This is a genomic window from Guggenheimella bovis (genome assembly GCF_054492335.1).
Genome location: NZ_JBQWTF010000001.1, coordinates 1195604 through 1210354, shown reverse-complemented (window position 1 = coordinate 1210354; position 14751 = coordinate 1195604). Strand labels below are relative to the sequence as shown.

Below are 14751 nucleotides of genomic sequence, written 5' to 3'. Positions count from 1 at the left end.
TTTTACCCTCTGGTGTGACGATACATCAAAGCATTGACGATGGCTGCAGCTACGTTACTTCCACCTTTTCTTCCACGGTTTACGATATAGGGAACCTTTGATAGAAGAATGAGTTCCTTCGACTGCACGACATTGACAAAACCGACGGGAACGCCGATGATAAGCGCTGGATTAATCTCTTGCCTTACGATGAGTTCATAGAGCTCGATCAAGGCCGTCGGAGCATTTCCTATAGCAAAGATGAGTGGTCCTTCGAGAGAAGCGGCCTTTTTCATGCTCTCTTTCGAGCGCGTCGTACCGTTGGCCTTGGCATGTTCTCTTACATCCTCATCTCCGATAAAGCACACGGCCTTTAGACCAAGCTTTTCTAGGGCTTTTTTATTAATACCACTTAACGCCATAGTGGTGTCTGTGACGATGGTCGCATGCTCTTTAAACGCCTTATCGGCTGACGCTAAGACATCCTCTGAAAAGGTGAGTGTTTCTTCATATTCAAAGTCAGCGGTCGTATGAATGACACGCATTAAAATCGGTAAAAGATCCGGATCGATCGAGCTCTTCATTTCGCTCTTAATGAGTTCAAAGCTTCGCTTTTCAATTTCTTCTGGAAGTACGCGTTCTAGTTCGATCATGGGACTCCTTTCTTATATCTATATTTAAGATCATTAGCTTCAAATGTTGTTATTTAAATCGTACTTGTTTTCATTTTCCTTGTCAACGTGGTAGAATAGATGCGCTTTAAAGGAGAACTATGGAAAACGAACTACGTAAAAAACTCGGAAAAAACAAGTGGTCGATCGCAACCCAAGGTATTCTAGTAGGCGTTTTAGCAGGACTCTTCTCCGTCCTCTATCGCATCGTCATACGAGAAGCCCTAAAAGCTTCCAAGGGAATCTACGCTTATCTCGCTTCTACCCCTCTTATGATTCTTCCCTTTCTACTCCTCATCGTTACCTTTGGGCTTATGGTCGGTTACCTCATAAAAAATGAACCGATGGCTTCATCAAGTGGCATTCCTCAGACAAAGGGAATCATCCTCTACGGTCTCTACATCGAACCCATTAAAACACTTGTCGTGCGCTTTCTAGGCGGTGCACTCGCGGTCCTCTTTGGACTCAGTGTCGGTAGAGAAGGGCCTTCGATACATATTGGAGCAAGTGCTGGTAAGATCGTTTCCAAAGGACTCGATTCCAATGCCGTAGAAACGAAGTGCCTCGTGACAGGAGGTGCTGCGGCAGGTCTTGCTGCTGCTTTTAATGCGCCGATCTCGGGAATTCTCTTTACGCTCGAGGAGATTCACCGCTCCTTTTCGAGCGTCGTCCTTCTCACGGCAACCTCTGCTGCCCTTTCAGCAGACTTTGTAAGTAAGGTCATCTTTGGACTCAAACCTGTCCTTATGTTCTTACCCTTAAAAGAGCTTCCCCTTTCTTATTATGCTCTTTTAATTCCCGTCGGTATCATCTCAGGAATCGCAGGAATCCTCATCAATAAGTGCTTCTTAGGATTTCAGAAACTCTTTAAGAAGCTTCCCATTACCTTTAGGCCCATTCTATCCTTTCTCATTGCGCTTCCTGTAGGACTCTTTCTACCGTCGCTTTTAGGTGGAGGCGATGAACTCATCCACTTAAGCGAGCTACAAAGCACTCCGCTTAAGGTACTCGCAATCCTCTTTCTAGGAAAGCTCCTCTTTACCTCGACGAGCTTTGCCTCAGGTGTACCTGGAGGGATCTTTCTTCCGATCCTTTCGATCGGTGCCCTCTTTGCAGGAACCTTAGGAAAAGTATTCCTTTACTTTGGCCTTCCCGCAGATCTCCTCCCCTTTATCGCGATCGCTGGAATGGCAGGAGCACTAGGAGCTACCGTAAAAGCACCGCTAACGGCCGTACTTCTTACGGCGGAGATGACGGGTTCGCTTGTACACTTACTACCTGTAGCCCTTTGTGTCTTCGTTGCACTCTTTGTAAGCGATAAACTGAAGAACCCCGCCATCTACGACGTCCTCTTGGACCGCTACTTAGAGACCAATGGAAAACGCCTCACCTTAGGTAGGCGAGGCGCGATTCAAGGATTAATCGTAGAAGTGGGTAGTGCGATAGAAAATAAGGAACTTAAAAACATCTCTATTCCTAAAGGCGACCTCATCATCGAACTCAGAAGAAACGATGAAGAGATGATTCCGAAGGGAGATACCAGGATCCTCGCTGGTGACTACCTCGTCGTCCTTCTTCAGGATGACGAAAAGCGCGGAAAGGATCGCTGGATGGAACTTACGAAGTCTTCCTTCGAAGTTCTGTAAGTGAAAGGCTTAAAAGACTTATAAGGCCACTAATGACGATAAAGTAGATGGCTTTTTCGTAGCCGATCCAGGTGACGAGTAAACCCATGAGCTGATTAAAGAGCATATTTCCAATGGGACTAATGGCAAGGACGCCAGCTAAGACCATGGACCTTCTCTTCGTAAAGTCCTTAGGAATCATGAGGACAAAGCTCGGGAAGATGATCGAAAAGAAGAAGCCACTTAAACTAATGAGATAGCGGAAGGGGCCGTCGAGAACGATGCCCAAAAAGATACACGTGACTCCAAGTGAAAGACCGATTAAAACGGTCTTTTTTTCTTCTCCTCGTAAAAACATGCCACCTAAGAAGCGTCCTAAAGCTAAGAGGATGAAGAAGAACGTCATGACTAACGCACCGCTTCCAGGCGTCGCTCCCCTCACCTCGTGAAGATAGTCGACAAGCCAGCTTGCAAGCCCTTGCTCTGCAAAGACATAAGTCGTTAGGCTCAAGACGTAGAGCAAAAAGAGCGGATCTTTTATTAGAGATATGAAGTGAACTTCTTTCTCTTCACTCTTTTCTTCATCAGGGTAACTTACTCCTAATAGAGCGATAAAAATGAGGGTCGTTAGGATCGCAAGCACGAGGTAGATCTTATGAAAGTCGATTCCTAAGTCGACGAGATGACCTGGGATGTTCTGTCCCATGGCAGCTCCTATCGCATAACAGAAGTGCAAAATATTTACGATAAAGACGGGACTCTTTAAGTCGATGAGGCTAACGAGCACGTTTGAAGTGACGTTATTCACTCCTAGGGCAAAGTTTACAAAGAACATGCCCACAAGAAGCATCAAGAAGTTCTTTGAAAAGGCTAAAGTAAAGAGGCCTACTGAGCACATGAGAAGCGATAAGAGAAGAGACCGCTTACTTCCAAGTCGTTTAATAAGCCCATCGCTTAACCACGTCGCTAGGATGTAACCGATCGCTCCAAAGGTTAGCATGTAGCTAAAATAGAGACTTGATATAGAAAAAAAGCTCTTAAATGAAGGTGCTAGTACGCCTCTCGTATTTTCTACGAAGGCGTAACATAGCATGATCACAAAGAGCAAATACATTTGAACCCACTTTTTCATTCATACTCCTACTGTTCTTTATAATCCATCAATTCATTGACCTTACCAATATCCTTAAGTCTTCTTGCCCAATATAGAATACCCGTATCGCAAAGTGCAAGAACAAAGTAGATGATATAGGTCGTAATCATAATATCTATAAGTACGGGCCACTCATACGTACCATAGAAAGCTCCTAAGGTAAAGAGCACCGTGTTTGCAAGCTGAGCCATCATAGTCGAAACATTATTTCTAAACCAAAGGAAGCGGCGTTTCGAATGGCTCTTCTTTGCCGTGAGACCCCACCAGCTGTGATAGAGCCAAACGTCGAGTTTTTGACAGATGGCATAGGTCACAAGTCCTGCTAAGAGGATTCTTGGGGTGCTCTGAAAGAGCGACTTTAAGTGAACATAGTTAAAATCATTGGTACTTGGAACGTAGTACATCCAGCTCTGTGTCAGTACGATAAAGAGAAGACTCGTTACAATACCAATGTTAACGATGTGGTTCGCTGCCTTTTTTCCATACATTTCGCTCGCTATGTCCGTACATAGGAAGGTCGTAGCGAAGAGAATGTTTCCGAGTGTCTGCTCGAGTCCAAAGGCCTTCACGAGAACGACGACTTCAATGTTTGCAGTAATCGTCGCAAAAACGGTCCAGCCAAAGAGTCCAACGAGACCAAAGAAGCGGTAGAAGACGAGGACACTTAGAAAAAAGATCGCGGTACAGATAATTAGTGTCATTTCATTCATTAGAACTCCTAATAATAGCCCTGAGGGCAACCTAGTTTTGTTTAGAGACAGGAGGATTTCGAACTGTCTTTGGGTTCAATTCAGTTTACTCGGTGAAAACGATTCGTGTCAATGATTCCTTTTCTTGTAGTAAAACACGCCGAAAAGAAAGACGACGAAACAGAAGAGCATGTAGATCATCGCGTGTAAGGGATTCGGAGAAATGGATCCATAGAGAATGATACAGGAACCGAGAATTCCTAACATCGGACAGACGAGACCCTTAAAGCGACTCTTGATCTCTCCCCTTTTATACATCTTTAGCATGTAGATAAAGAGAATGATGAAGCAAGCGTATTCAAAGGCAATGGCCACCTCTGATAGGTCGTTGTTTCCTAGGAACTTATACCTCATCGTGAGGTAGTGCAAAAGAAGCATAAAGACACTTAGTCCGTAGAAAAGAAGCGTCGATGCGAGAGAGAGCTCTCGCTTCGAATCCATTTTCTGAAGACTTCCAGAAGGTAACATTCCCTTTTCACTTAACGCTTGAGGAATGCGAATGGATCCCATGGAGATACCATTTACTACACCTAAGACGCTAATGATGATGAAAAAGAGAAAGACTTTTGATCCCAGTGGACCAAAGAGCATCTCCCCAGCCTTAGAAAGTGAAGAGTTTCCATACTGAAGAATCGTCTCTACGCCTAAGAGCTTTGTAAAGCCCACGAAGTAAAGCACGTAGAAGATGAGAACGATGAGCGGTCCAACGGTTAAAGCCTTTGGCATGTTGCGCTCAGCATCTTTTACTTCATGACTAATTCCTAGTGCAAGATGCCAACCATCATAAGAAAATGCAACGGGTGCAAGGGCTGATAAAAATCCAAGCCCCCCTGTAGAAATGCTCTTCACGGTTTCTACCGGAGAAGCATGTGGCGTGATAAATCCTAGGACTGCGATAAAAGCCATGGGAATGAGTTTAATAAAGGTCGTGCTATTTTGTATAAAGCCACCGAATCGATACGATAAGTAGTTCGTAAAGATGACGATCGTTATCACGACAAAACCTAGTAAAACCTGGAAAAGCTGTGCTTTTTCCGGTTCAAACGATAAGCCTAAGAAGTCATAGAGAAACATCCCCACAACCCAGCTTACAACAGCGTTAATCGCTGGAAGATAAAAAAAGAGCATGAACCAACCGATACCTGCTGCGGTTTTTTTAGAGACAAATTCCTCAAAGTAAGTGATGAGACCACCACTTCTCGTCGTTCGTTTGGCAAGTTCTGAAAGCGCTAAGGACCCAAATATGATATTGAGTGCGGCAAAAGCAAAGCATAACACTCCAAGTGTAATACTTCCTTTTGTTGCGATGAGTACGCTAGGTGCTTTAAAGAAGATGCCAGAGCCAATCACAATGCCGACGATCATAGTAATAGCTGTTAGTAATCCATAGTGTTTTGTACTCTGCATCTTTTCCCCCTTAAAAGTAATAATTGTTCCCCATTATACTGAAGGCTAAATCATTCTTCAAGGAGTATTTTCGTAAACTTCTAGCCAAACATTCAACACGTCTATTTCGTTTTATTTATGATAAGGCTCCCCATGCATGATACGAAAAGCCCGATAGATCTGTTCGAGTAGCATCACTCGCATCATCTGGTGCGGGTACGTAAGTGCTCCAAAGCTAAGAGGTAGCTTCGATTTTTTAGTCACAGACCTTGAAAGACCGAGGCTTCCACCGATGATAAATACGACCGATTCGACGTCTCGGTCCTGAAAGCTTTTAAGCGTCTCTGAAAAACGCTCCGAAGACATCTCTTTTCCTTCAATCTGAAGTGTCACGACAAAGTCCTTGGGCTTTATCTTACTTAAAATGAGCTTTCCCTCAGCTTCTTTAATCTGCTCCGCTTCGACCTCTGTGAGTTCTTCTTTTGTCTTCTCATCACTCACTTCAACGATCTCTAGCTTCACATAGCGAGAGAGCCTCTTTTTATACTCTTCGAGCGCTTCTTTCCAATATTTTTCCTTTAATTTTCCTACGGCAATGACAGTGATTTTCATAAAGCCTCCCTGTGCATCTTAACTGATTTGCGCTCGATTTTCCATAGTGCTATACTCACAAAGAAAGGAGATTCTATGAAACTAACACCTTCAAGTTTTTTACTTGAAAAAAAGCCCCTTTTAAAAGAGCTCATCGCTCGTCTCAATGAGGAATATGACTACGCCAGTGTACTTGCTACAGACGTCACTGGAAAAAGGTACTCCGTCAGTACAACGAGTCGAATGGTCGGTCCAACAGGGGACGTCGAACGTGGCTTTGTCGTACGCGTCTTTAAAGACGGTATTGTAAGCGAGTATTCTTTTAACGAGTTCGATCTAGATACCGTCATAAAAAATATTCGAACCGTTTCAGAAGAAGACCGAAAGCATTATAAAAATAGTTCCTTCTTACGCTACAAGAGCCTCCCTAAGGATGAACCACTTACATTAGAATACATCGGTGAAGCAGAAAACGATCCGAATAAGGACGACAGCCAAAGCATCTTAGAAAAACTTCAAGTCCTTCACAATAAGCTAAAAGAAAAAAGTGAGAAACTCGTTCAGGTCGATGTATCTATCACTGTCACACAAGTGAACAAGCTCTTCTTATCAAAAAATCGCGATCTCTACCAAAGCTATGCTTATGCCAATGGATACACAGTAGCCGTTGCAAGCGATGGAGAGAATACGAAGGTTGCCTTTATCCCCGCTTCAATCGTAGGAGGAAGCGAACTCGTCGATCGCTTAGAAGAGGAAACATCGAGCGCTGTTGACGCCTCCCTCGATCTATTAAAGAGCGAGCGCATGGAACCAGGTGAATACGAATTCATCTGTGATCCTGACTTCACAGGTCTCATCGCCCACGAGGCTTTTGGTCACGGTGCAGAGATGGACATGTTCTTAAAGGAACGCGCCAAAGGAAAAGAATACTTAGGTAAGCGTGTAGCGAGCGACCTCATCACGATGCACGACGGTGCAAAGGCATACAATGAATGCTCTAGCTACCTCTTTGACGACGAAGGAAACCTAGGAACAGACACCATTATCATCGATAAAGGAATCTTTAAGACCGGTATGGTCGATGAACTGAGTGCACTTCAACTCGGTGTAGAACCTACAGGAAACGGAAAAAGAGAAACCTACAAGAGAAAAGCCTACACTCGTATGACGAACACCTTCTTCGAAGGAGGAGATTCGAATCTAGAAGACATGATCCGCTCCATGAAGAAGGGTTATCTTCTAGAAGGCCTTCAAAGCGGTATGGAAGATCCCAAAAACTGGGGAATTCAGTGTGTCGCATCGCTCGGTAGAGAAATTATCGATGGAAAGCTCACAGGAAAAGTTGTTAGCCCTGTCGTACTGACAGGATACGTCCCAGACCTCCTAGAGAGCGTATCGATGGTTTCTAAGGATCTTAAGCTCTCTGGCTCTGGCTACTGCGGTAAGGGCTGGAAAGAATACGTAAAGACCTCTACGGGAGGAAGTTATCTCAAGGCAAGGGGGCGTTTAGGCTAATGATTAAAAGAATTCAAGATCTACTAGAGAAAAAAGGTCTCTCCGGCTGGATCATCAAAGAAAAACAAGTAAGCACAAAGGAAGTTTTCTTTATTAAAGAAAACCTCGATCTAAACCGCGCTAGAGATTCTCACGACTTTACAATCACAGTATTCCTAGACTTCGAAGAAGATGGTAAAAAATATAAGGGACATTCTTCGATTGCGGTCGGAGTTTCCGATGACTTTGAAAGCATTGAAAAGAACATCGACGATGCCATCCTAGCTTCACACTTTATTAAGAACGCTTGGTATGACCTCCCTGAAAAGGAAGGCACACCCTTTACGATGAAGGACCATCACACCAAAGAAGCCTTCCTCGCTTCATTTGATCAACTGACAGAACTTCTCTTTAAGGCTCGTAACTTTGAATCGAAGATCAACAGCGTTGAACTCTTCGGAGAAGAAGGATTTGAACGCGTTATCACCTCAAAGGGTGTCGACGTAAAATATCCTTATAACCGCTTCTCGATGGAACTCGTCACAGAGCATCCTGGAACGGTTGAACCGGTAGAAATTTTTAAGATCTACACGATGACAGAACTCGAGCTCGACCGCATCGATGCTATCGTTCACGATCAACTCGAAGAAACTGACGGACGTGCAAAAGCCGTTCAAGCGAAGATGATGAAGGACGTGAGATTACTCCTTCGCGGAGATGCTGTAGAGGAATTCCTACAGTTCTACTTAGGTCAAGCTTCTGCTGGAAGAGTCTACCAAAAGATGACTAAGGCAAAGATTGGTGAATCGTTCCAAAAGAACCCGGTGGAACCGCTCACGATTACGCTAAACCCAACGCTTGAGACAGCAAACAGCGCTGCCCCCGTCGATGAACAAGGAAAGATTCTTTCTCCCTATGTTCTCATTGAAAACGGTGTCGTAAAGAATCTCAACGGCTCAGCCCGCTTCACCCATTATTTAGGCATTGAAAACAAAGGTATTGTCTATAGCTTTGAAGTCAATCCTGGAAAAAAGAGTGAGGAAGAACTAAAGAGCGTTCCCTACTTAGAGATTCTAAGCTGGTCAAGCTTTTTAAGTGATGGAATAACAGGTGACTTCGGTGGAGAATACCGCCTTGCGAAGTACTATGACGGAAAAGAAACGCACTACTTAACAGGTGGATCGATTTCGGAGAATATTTTCTCTGTTCAAGATCACTTTGAATTTAGTAAGGAACTCATGAACCTCAGTAATTCCCGTGTACCACAATTCATTTCAATCGATCATGTCACTGCAATTGGAGAGGCCTAGGATATCCTAGGCCTCTTCTATTTCTTCAATTTCTTTTTTTACTTCTTCTTCATCTAAGTCATAGATAAAGTTCGGGTCGAGGTGATCAAAGAAGTGATAGTCCACATCTCCCGCTTTTTTATAGAGAATCGCTTCTCCATCTTCAGATCCTCTGAGACTTCGAAGCGCTTCAAAGCCGTGCTCTTCAAAGAGCTTACAGACGAAATCGGCTCGCTTTTCACGCGACGTGATGTATTCCTCTACCTCCCTATTATCGACGATGTAGCTATCGACCTTCGTAACTCCTTCAATGAGACCCTCTTCTTCTCCGTCGGCAAACGGGAAGTACTTAAAGAAGATTTCGATCTTCACGTCGGGTTCAAACATGAACTTCGTAAAGGGGATGCGCTTGTTCTCATAAGTAATTTCCATGTAGGGAGGAAGCTTCGCTTCATCGAGGCTCATCTCCTCATCTTGATCTAGAAATCCCGGTAATTTTTGACAGAAAGCATAGGCCGCATCATCATCTTTAAAGATGAGAAACGGTAGCTCTCGATCATTTTGATAAAACGTAAGTAAAATCATAACTCCTCCTTTATTTGAGTGATGAAACGGCAGAGATCATGGAAACGACAGCAAAAATGACCATCATGATCCGTAACATCTTAGGTGTCATGGGATCGATCCCCTCATCTCTTATGACATAGGCTTCCTTAGGCTTAGAAGGGTTAAAGTAGACATCGACCTTCATGCCCTCTGGAAAGTAGCGCCTAATGGGATCTTCTGGTTTAAACCTTGGAATGATTCCGCGATGGCGGATTTTAAAGTGATCGGGTAGGTTTGAGATGGATTCAATGTTCGTGATAAAAACCGTCTCTGGATCTTCGATTTTTTTCGTAGGTAAACTGGTTACCGATAAGAAGGACGGTCCGATCACCTTATAGATCGATCCTTCGACTTCATATTGAACGTGAGGAAGCTTAATCCCCGTATCGCTAAAGTATTTGTATCCGATAACGGTTCCTACCGTCTTTGAAGTAATTCGATCCTTTCGAGTCATCCTTGGAACCACAGCAAATTGGTAGATGACTGAAACGAGCACGAATGCGAACGTGCTCAAAATTAAGATCATTTGACCATCTCTCATCGGTACTCCTTTCTTTTGAAACATAGGTTAGAATAGACCTAGGAGGTTTCTTATGAGTTTAGAAAAAGCGAAAGCCTTTCTTGAGACCTTTGGTCTAGCGGAAAGGATCATCCTAAAGGAAGAATCGACAGCAACAGTTCCTGAGGCAGCAAGGGCTCTCGGTGTCGAAAACGATCGCATTGCAAAGACACTTTCATTTAGAAAGGACGACAGTGCAATGCTCATCGTCATGAGCGGCGAAAGCCGAATCGATAACAAAAAGTTTAAGGGGACCTTTGGTTTTAAGGCCCGAATGCTAGATGCAAGTGAGGTCGAAACGCTCTTAGAACAGAAGGTAGGAGGCGTCTGTCCCTTTGGCGTGACGGTACCGATCTACCTCGACCAGTCTCTAAAAAGTCACGAAACAGTATTTCCCGCGACAGGTAACGACCACAGCGCCATTGAACTCACTCCCGATGAACTCGAGCACATCACAAAAGGCGTATGGGTCGATATCAGTAAAATCTAGAGGATCTCAAAGACAAACGTTGCGCTCTCACTATAGGAAATGTCTTCAGGATCGATGCTACTTGCACTAAGCATTTTCATGCTTTCGTAACGATGGGATGGTGCGGCGTTGAGGTATTCAATCGACTGCACTTCACCCAGTTTCTTTCCACTCGCTTCAAGTAAGAGCGTAGCTTTCTTCTTGGCATCCACCGCTAAGCTCTTTAAGAGCTCTTCTTGAATAGATTCGGTGTCCTTTAGTCCAAATGAAAGTGCCATCGTAACATCGACACCACTTTCTTGAATGCAAGTTAAGATGGAATCGAGTTTTTCACGATCGTAGGGAAAGGCTAGCGAAAGCTCATAGCGGAATGCATAGCCTGAAAAGATTTCTTTATTTTCTTCGTAGGTGTATTCTTCGTTGACACGGAAGGATCGGATCGTTAAGGGCTCCCCTTTAAGTAGTTCTTGTAATTTTTTAACTCTCTTTTCGATCGCGCTCGAGCCGTCTTGATAGAGCTTATTTCTTTCTATCATAGTTAGGGCTAAAAACATGGTATCAGGGCTCTTTTCGATCGATCTTGTAACACTAATTTCTATGGTCTTCATCTTTTCCTCCATGTCATTAGTACCCCAAAAAGCTGGGTATAATGAGGGTGAAGAGATAGATCTCAAGGAGGAAAAGATGGGTTATAACTCAGAAAACAAGCATTCTTCTCTCGATACGCTACTAGGCATTGTCCTACTTGCCGTCGGATTATTCTTACTTAGTAGACAAGTGAGTGTCTACACGAGCTTCTACAACTGGAACTTAGGCGGGATTTCCGTTCCCACAGGCGTCGTCGCAGTCCCCTTCTTCATCGGACTCTTAGGTTACTTCATTAACCCCAAGGCATTCTGGTCAAAGCTCGTGATGCTACTGGGAGCCATCTTCATACTCGTATCGATCATATTGAGTGTTCGTTTCTCCTTTATGCCAGCCTCGCTCTTTGAGTATCTCTTGTATGTGACACTCATCCTAGCTGGTGTGGGACTCATCATAAGAAGCGTAAAAAAATCCTCTAGTTACTAGAGGATTTTTTAATGAGCTTACCAATTTCACTGATGACAAGTGGTATGAGTGAAAGTCCAATGACTGTGAGCCACTGCATACCATTTAGGTCCGTCACCTTAAAGATCTTTTGAAGCGGTGGGATGAAGAGGACTGCCAGTTGTAACGCAAGGCCTACCACAAAAGCACGGTTCATCATGGGGTTCGAGAAGAGACCGATCTTGAAAACGGAGTGCTTTTCACTTCGAATCGCAAAGGCTCTTGTGAGTTCACAGAAGACGAGGGTAGCGAAAGCCATGGTGTTTGCAATGCCATCAGCCTTCGATGGATCGGAGAGGAAGTATTCACCTAGAACATAGGAAGTTAAGGTGACGCCACCTACGAGCACGCCGTAGAAGAACACTCTAAAGGCGAATCCATGAGCAAAGATGCTCTCTCTCGGATCTCTCGGTTTGTCGTTCATAAGTCCATCTTCGAGCGGTTCCATACCGAGCGCAAGGGCTGGGAGGGAGTCCGTTACGAGGTTTAGCCAAAGAAGCTGGATCGCAACGAGTGGCATCTGATGGAAATTTAAGGCGGTAGCGATGAAGATGACAAAGATCTCACCGAGGTTACAGCTTAAGAGGTATTGAATCGACTTCTTAATGTTAGAGAAGATTCCACGACCTTGTTCCACCGCATGGACGATGGTCGAGAAGTTGTCGTCTGTAAGGATCATGTCGGCAGCACCCTTTGCGACATCGGTACCTGTAATACCCATGGCACATCCGATATCTGCAACCTTTAAGGCGGGAGCGTCGTTTACACCATCACCCGTCATGGCGACAATTTGGTGATTCGATTTCCACGCTTCAATGATTCTCATCTTATGCTCAGGAGATACACGAGCATAGACGGAGTAATCTTTTACGGTCTTTTCAAGTTCTTCTTGACTAATCTGATCGAGTTCTTCACCGGAAAGAGCCTTGTCTCCCTCGCGGTAGATGTCGAGTTCTTTTGCGATGGCGACTGCAGTGAGCTTGTGGTCACCCGTAATCATGACTGGACGAATACCGGCTTGAGCACATTCTTTTACAGCATCTTTTACTTCGAGTCTCGGCGGGTCGATCATACCGATGAGACCGACAAAGGTGAGGTCGTTTTCAAGCGTTTCAGAATTGAGTTCTGCTGGAATGGAATCGATATCTTTATATGCGACACCTAGTACACGAAGTGCATTCGATGCCATGGAAGCATTTTTCTGAAGGATTTCTTCTCGTAAGCTTTGATCGATGTTAGAACGCTTTAAGAGCACGTCGGGAGCGCCTTTTACAGCGACTCTAAAACGACCGTCTATCTTATGGATCGTACTCATGAGTTTGCGCTCTGAGTCAAAGCTAAGTTCCTCTACTCTCGGATACATTTCCTCGAGCTTCACCTTATGAATGCCTTCTTTTAAAGCAATGTCGATAAAGGCTGTTTCGGTCGGATCACCTGCGAGCGTATAGCTCTCGCCCTCTTCTTTAATGACGGTATCATTACAGAGGTTACCGATCGTTAAGGCGAGCGCACGGTCTGATTCATTGGGTGTATAGACTTCAACGACCGTCATCTTATTTTGTGTCAAGGTTCCCGTCTTATCGGAACAGATGACACTAGCAGCTCCTAGCGTTTCTACAGCAGGGAGTTTTTTAATGATGGCATTACGCTTAACCATCTGCTGAACGCCTAGAGCGAGAACGATCGTAACGACCGCAGCAAGGCCTTCAGGAATGGCTGCAACAGCTAAGGATACGGCCATCATAAAGATTTCTAGGAGTCCTCTCTTATAATAGAGACCGACGCCAAACATGATCACAACGACGACGAGACAGATGATGGAAAGACTCTTCGAGATCTCTGTCATCTTCTTTTGAAGCGGTGTCTCACCCTCATCTTCTTTTAAGAGCATGTTGGCGATCTTTCCGACTTCCGTATTCATTCCGGTACCTGTAACGACTGCTACACCGCGACCGTTTGTAATCACGGTAGAACTGATGACGCCGTTCTTTCTATCACCGAGCACCGTCTCTTCTGGTAGCGATTCGATGACATTTTTCGATACAGGAACGCTTTCACCCGTCATCGCAGATTCATCGGCTTTGAGGTTTGCAGCCTCTAAAAGTCTACCGTCGGCAGGAACGAGATCGCCTGCTTCTAAGAGGAAGACGTCACCGGGAACCATGAGGTTTGCTGGAATTCTCTCGATGACACCATTTCTATAGACCTTCGCCAAAGGTGCCGACATCTTCTTTAAGGCTTCTAGTGCCTTATTCGCATTATCCTCTTGAGAGATCGAAATGACTGCATTAATGACGACAATGAGTAGAATGATGACTGCATCGACCCAGTCGGTAAAGCCACTTGCAACGACACTCAGTACTGCTGCAACGAGTAGAACGATGATCATAGGATCTTTCATCTGCATGAGGAAGCGCTTAAAAAGGCTTTCTTGCTTCTTTCCCTCTAACTCGTTTGCTCCATACGTTTTGAGTCGGTCTTCCGCTTCTTTTGAAGTGAGACCTTCTCTTCTCGCATCGAGCTCTTTTAGAACTTGTTCTTCTGACAAATGATGCCAAGTATTCATTGATTCCATCCTTTTCATAGAGATAACGACTTGAATATACCCATATTATATGACAAATAGAGTTCTTTCTAATATTTCTTTTTTATTTTTGGCTGATGCTAGTTTGGGGTATAAACTCCTTGAAAGGAGCAAAATATGGAAAATATCGATTTACTCATTACCCTAACCCACAACGAAGACAATAGTAACAACGTCACCATCGCCTTCTCTATGGGACTTATGGCTTTAGAAAAAGGCCACGACGTAGAACTACTCCTTCTTTCGAATGGCGTATTCTTAGCAAAGAAAGGCTATGCCGATAAGATTGACATCGGCTCACCCTTCGAACCTCTTAAAAAGCTGATTCCAGAATTTTTAAATAATGGCGGACGCTTAAAGGTCTGCACCGCTTGTATGAAGCATAATGGAGTCGAAGAAACAGACCTCATCGAAGGAGCCTCAATGATTACGGCAGACTATGTCGTAGATGCACTCATGAGTGCCAAAAAAAGCTTACAGCTTAACTAAAAATAGCGCAGTTTCTGC

15 protein-coding genes are annotated in these 14751 nt (G+C 44.3%); 6 read left to right on the top strand and 9 right to left on the bottom strand.

Features of this window, described 5'->3' with window-relative positions:
• Positions 1–2 precede the first annotated feature (2 nt).
• Positions 3–632, bottom strand: a complete 630-nt coding sequence (locus ACUB3H_RS06025; RefSeq protein ID WP_459129762.1) for a precorrin-8X methylmutase — start codon at positions 630–632, stop codon at positions 3–5.
• A 119-nt stretch (positions 633–751) separates the two neighbouring features.
• Between ACUB3H_RS06025 and ACUB3H_RS06020 the strand changes: the two genes are divergently transcribed.
• Positions 752–2296: a ClC family H(+)/Cl(-) exchange transporter gene (locus tag ACUB3H_RS06020; protein ID WP_459129761.1), complete on the top strand. Its 1545-nt coding sequence runs from the start codon at positions 752–754 to the stop codon at positions 2294–2296.
• On the opposite strand, the gene ACUB3H_RS06015 is transcribed toward ACUB3H_RS06020, so the two are convergent.
• From ACUB3H_RS06015 to rlmH, 4 genes are all read right to left on the bottom strand, one after another.
• Positions 2268–3407 (bottom strand): MFS transporter, encoded by a 1140-nt coding sequence (locus ACUB3H_RS06015; protein ID WP_459129760.1) that lies wholly within the window; start codon positions 3405–3407, stop codon positions 2268–2270. The genes ACUB3H_RS06020 and ACUB3H_RS06015 overlap by 29 nt on opposite strands.
• 8 nt (positions 3408–3415) lie before the next feature.
• Entirely contained in the window at positions 3416–4138 is a 723-nt protein-coding gene (locus ACUB3H_RS06010) for a queuosine precursor transporter (RefSeq protein ID WP_459129759.1), read from the bottom strand.
• Positions 4139–4246: 108 nt separating this feature from the next.
• Positions 4247–5584, bottom strand: coding sequence for an APC family permease (locus tag ACUB3H_RS06005; protein ID WP_459129758.1), 1338 nt, complete (start codon positions 5582–5584; stop codon positions 4247–4249).
• A gap of 111 nt (positions 5585–5695) precedes the next feature.
• Positions 5696–6175, bottom strand: a complete 480-nt coding sequence (gene rlmH / locus ACUB3H_RS06000; RefSeq protein WP_459129757.1) for a 23S rRNA (pseudouridine(1915)-N(3))-methyltransferase RlmH — start codon at positions 6173–6175, stop codon at positions 5696–5698.
• A 75-nt stretch (positions 6176–6250) separates the two neighbouring features.
• On the opposite strand from rlmH, the gene ACUB3H_RS05995 reads away from it, so the two are divergent.
• Both ACUB3H_RS05995 and ACUB3H_RS05990 read left to right on the top strand, forming a co-directional pair.
• Positions 6251–7669 (top strand): TldD/PmbA family protein, encoded by a 1419-nt coding sequence (locus ACUB3H_RS05995; protein WP_459129756.1) that lies wholly within the window; start codon positions 6251–6253, stop codon positions 7667–7669.
• Positions 7669–8958: a metallopeptidase TldD-related protein gene (locus ACUB3H_RS05990; protein ID WP_459129755.1), complete on the top strand. Its 1290-nt coding sequence runs from the start codon at positions 7669–7671 to the stop codon at positions 8956–8958. Before ACUB3H_RS05995 ends, ACUB3H_RS05990 begins: the two co-directional genes overlap by 1 nt.
• Positions 8959–8964: 6 nt before the next feature.
• Here ACUB3H_RS05990 and ACUB3H_RS05985 read toward each other — a convergent pair whose 3' ends face one another.
• The gene (locus ACUB3H_RS05985) at positions 8965–9522 is read right to left on the bottom strand and encodes a hypothetical protein (protein WP_459129754.1); all 558 of its coding nucleotides are present in this window, start codon (positions 9520–9522) and stop codon (positions 8965–8967) included.
• Between the two features lie 10 nt (positions 9523–9532).
• Positions 9533–10084, bottom strand: a complete 552-nt coding sequence (locus ACUB3H_RS05980) for a hypothetical protein (RefSeq protein ID WP_459129753.1) — start codon at positions 10082–10084, stop codon at positions 9533–9535.
• Between the two features lie 52 nt (positions 10085–10136).
• Here ACUB3H_RS05980 and ACUB3H_RS05975 point away from each other — a divergent pair, with 52 nt between their 5' ends.
• A complete protein-coding gene (locus tag ACUB3H_RS05975; protein ID WP_459129752.1) occupies positions 10137–10592 on the top strand; it encodes a YbaK/EbsC family protein in 456 nt (151 codons plus the stop codon).
• On the opposite strand, the gene ACUB3H_RS05970 is transcribed toward ACUB3H_RS05975, so the two are convergent.
• On the bottom strand, positions 10589–11179 hold the full coding sequence (locus ACUB3H_RS05970; RefSeq protein ID WP_459129751.1) for an SIMPL domain-containing protein: 591 nt from the start codon (positions 11177–11179) through the stop codon (positions 10589–10591). The two genes, ACUB3H_RS05975 and ACUB3H_RS05970, sit on opposite strands and share 4 nt — an antisense overlap.
• Before the next feature lie 76 nt (positions 11180–11255).
• Between ACUB3H_RS05970 and ACUB3H_RS05965 the strand changes: the two genes are divergently transcribed.
• Positions 11256–11642, top strand: a complete 387-nt coding sequence (locus tag ACUB3H_RS05965) for a hypothetical protein (RefSeq protein ID WP_459129750.1) — start codon at positions 11256–11258, stop codon at positions 11640–11642.
• Here the strand turns inward: ACUB3H_RS05965 and ACUB3H_RS05960 are convergent.
• On the bottom strand, positions 11632–14226 hold the full coding sequence (locus ACUB3H_RS05960) for a calcium-translocating P-type ATPase, PMCA-type (protein ID WP_459129749.1): 2595 nt from the start codon (positions 14224–14226) through the stop codon (positions 11632–11634). The genes ACUB3H_RS05965 and ACUB3H_RS05960 overlap by 11 nt on opposite strands.
• A gap of 135 nt (positions 14227–14361) precedes the next feature.
• On the opposite strand from ACUB3H_RS05960, the gene ACUB3H_RS05955 reads away from it, so the two are divergent.
• A complete protein-coding gene (locus ACUB3H_RS05955) occupies positions 14362–14733 on the top strand; it encodes a DsrE family protein (RefSeq protein ID WP_459129748.1) in 372 nt (123 codons plus the stop codon).
• The last annotated feature ends 18 nt before the right edge of the window (positions 14734–14751 follow it).

Excerpts from the sequence above, each read along its gene's own strand:
- ACUB3H_RS06025 (WP_459129762.1), bottom strand. The coding sequence starts at position 632 with ATGATCGAACTAGAACGCGTACTTCCAGAAGAAATTGAAAAGCGAAGC.
- ACUB3H_RS06010 (WP_459129759.1), bottom strand. The coding sequence starts at position 4,138 with ATGAATGAAATGACACTAATTATCTGTACCGCGATCTTTTTTCTAAGT.
- ACUB3H_RS05995 (WP_459129756.1), top strand. The coding sequence starts at position 6,251 with ATGAAACTAACACCTTCAAGTTTTTTACTTGAAAAAAAGCCCCTTTTA.
- rlmH (WP_459129757.1), bottom strand. The coding sequence starts at position 6,175 with ATGAAAATCACTGTCATTGCCGTAGGAAAATTAAAGGAAAAATATTGG.
- ACUB3H_RS05970 (WP_459129751.1), bottom strand. The coding sequence starts at position 11,179 with ATGAAGACCATAGAAATTAGTGTTACAAGATCGATCGAAAAGAGCCCT.
- ACUB3H_RS06005 (WP_459129758.1), bottom strand. The coding sequence starts at position 5,584 with ATGCAGAGTACAAAACACTATGGATTACTAACAGCTATTACTATGATC.
- ACUB3H_RS05965 (WP_459129750.1), top strand. The coding sequence starts at position 11,256 with ATGGGTTATAACTCAGAAAACAAGCATTCTTCTCTCGATACGCTACTA.
- ACUB3H_RS05990 (WP_459129755.1), top strand. The coding sequence starts at position 7,669 with ATGATTAAAAGAATTCAAGATCTACTAGAGAAAAAAGGTCTCTCCGGC.
- ACUB3H_RS05980 (WP_459129753.1), bottom strand. The coding sequence starts at position 10,084 with ATGAGAGATGGTCAAATGATCTTAATTTTGAGCACGTTCGCATTCGTG.
- ACUB3H_RS06020 (WP_459129761.1), top strand. The coding sequence starts at position 752 with ATGGAAAACGAACTACGTAAAAAACTCGGAAAAAACAAGTGGTCGATC.
- ACUB3H_RS06015 (WP_459129760.1), bottom strand. The coding sequence starts at position 3,407 with ATGAAAAAGTGGGTTCAAATGTATTTGCTCTTTGTGATCATGCTATGT.
- ACUB3H_RS05960 (WP_459129749.1), bottom strand. The coding sequence starts at position 14,226 with ATGAATACTTGGCATCATTTGTCAGAAGAACAAGTTCTAAAAGAGCTC.
- ACUB3H_RS05975 (WP_459129752.1), top strand. The coding sequence starts at position 10,137 with ATGAGTTTAGAAAAAGCGAAAGCCTTTCTTGAGACCTTTGGTCTAGCG.
- ACUB3H_RS05955 (WP_459129748.1), top strand. The coding sequence starts at position 14,362 with ATGGAAAATATCGATTTACTCATTACCCTAACCCACAACGAAGACAAT.
- ACUB3H_RS05985 (WP_459129754.1), bottom strand. The coding sequence starts at position 9,522 with ATGATTTTACTTACGTTTTATCAAAATGATCGAGAGCTACCGTTTCTC.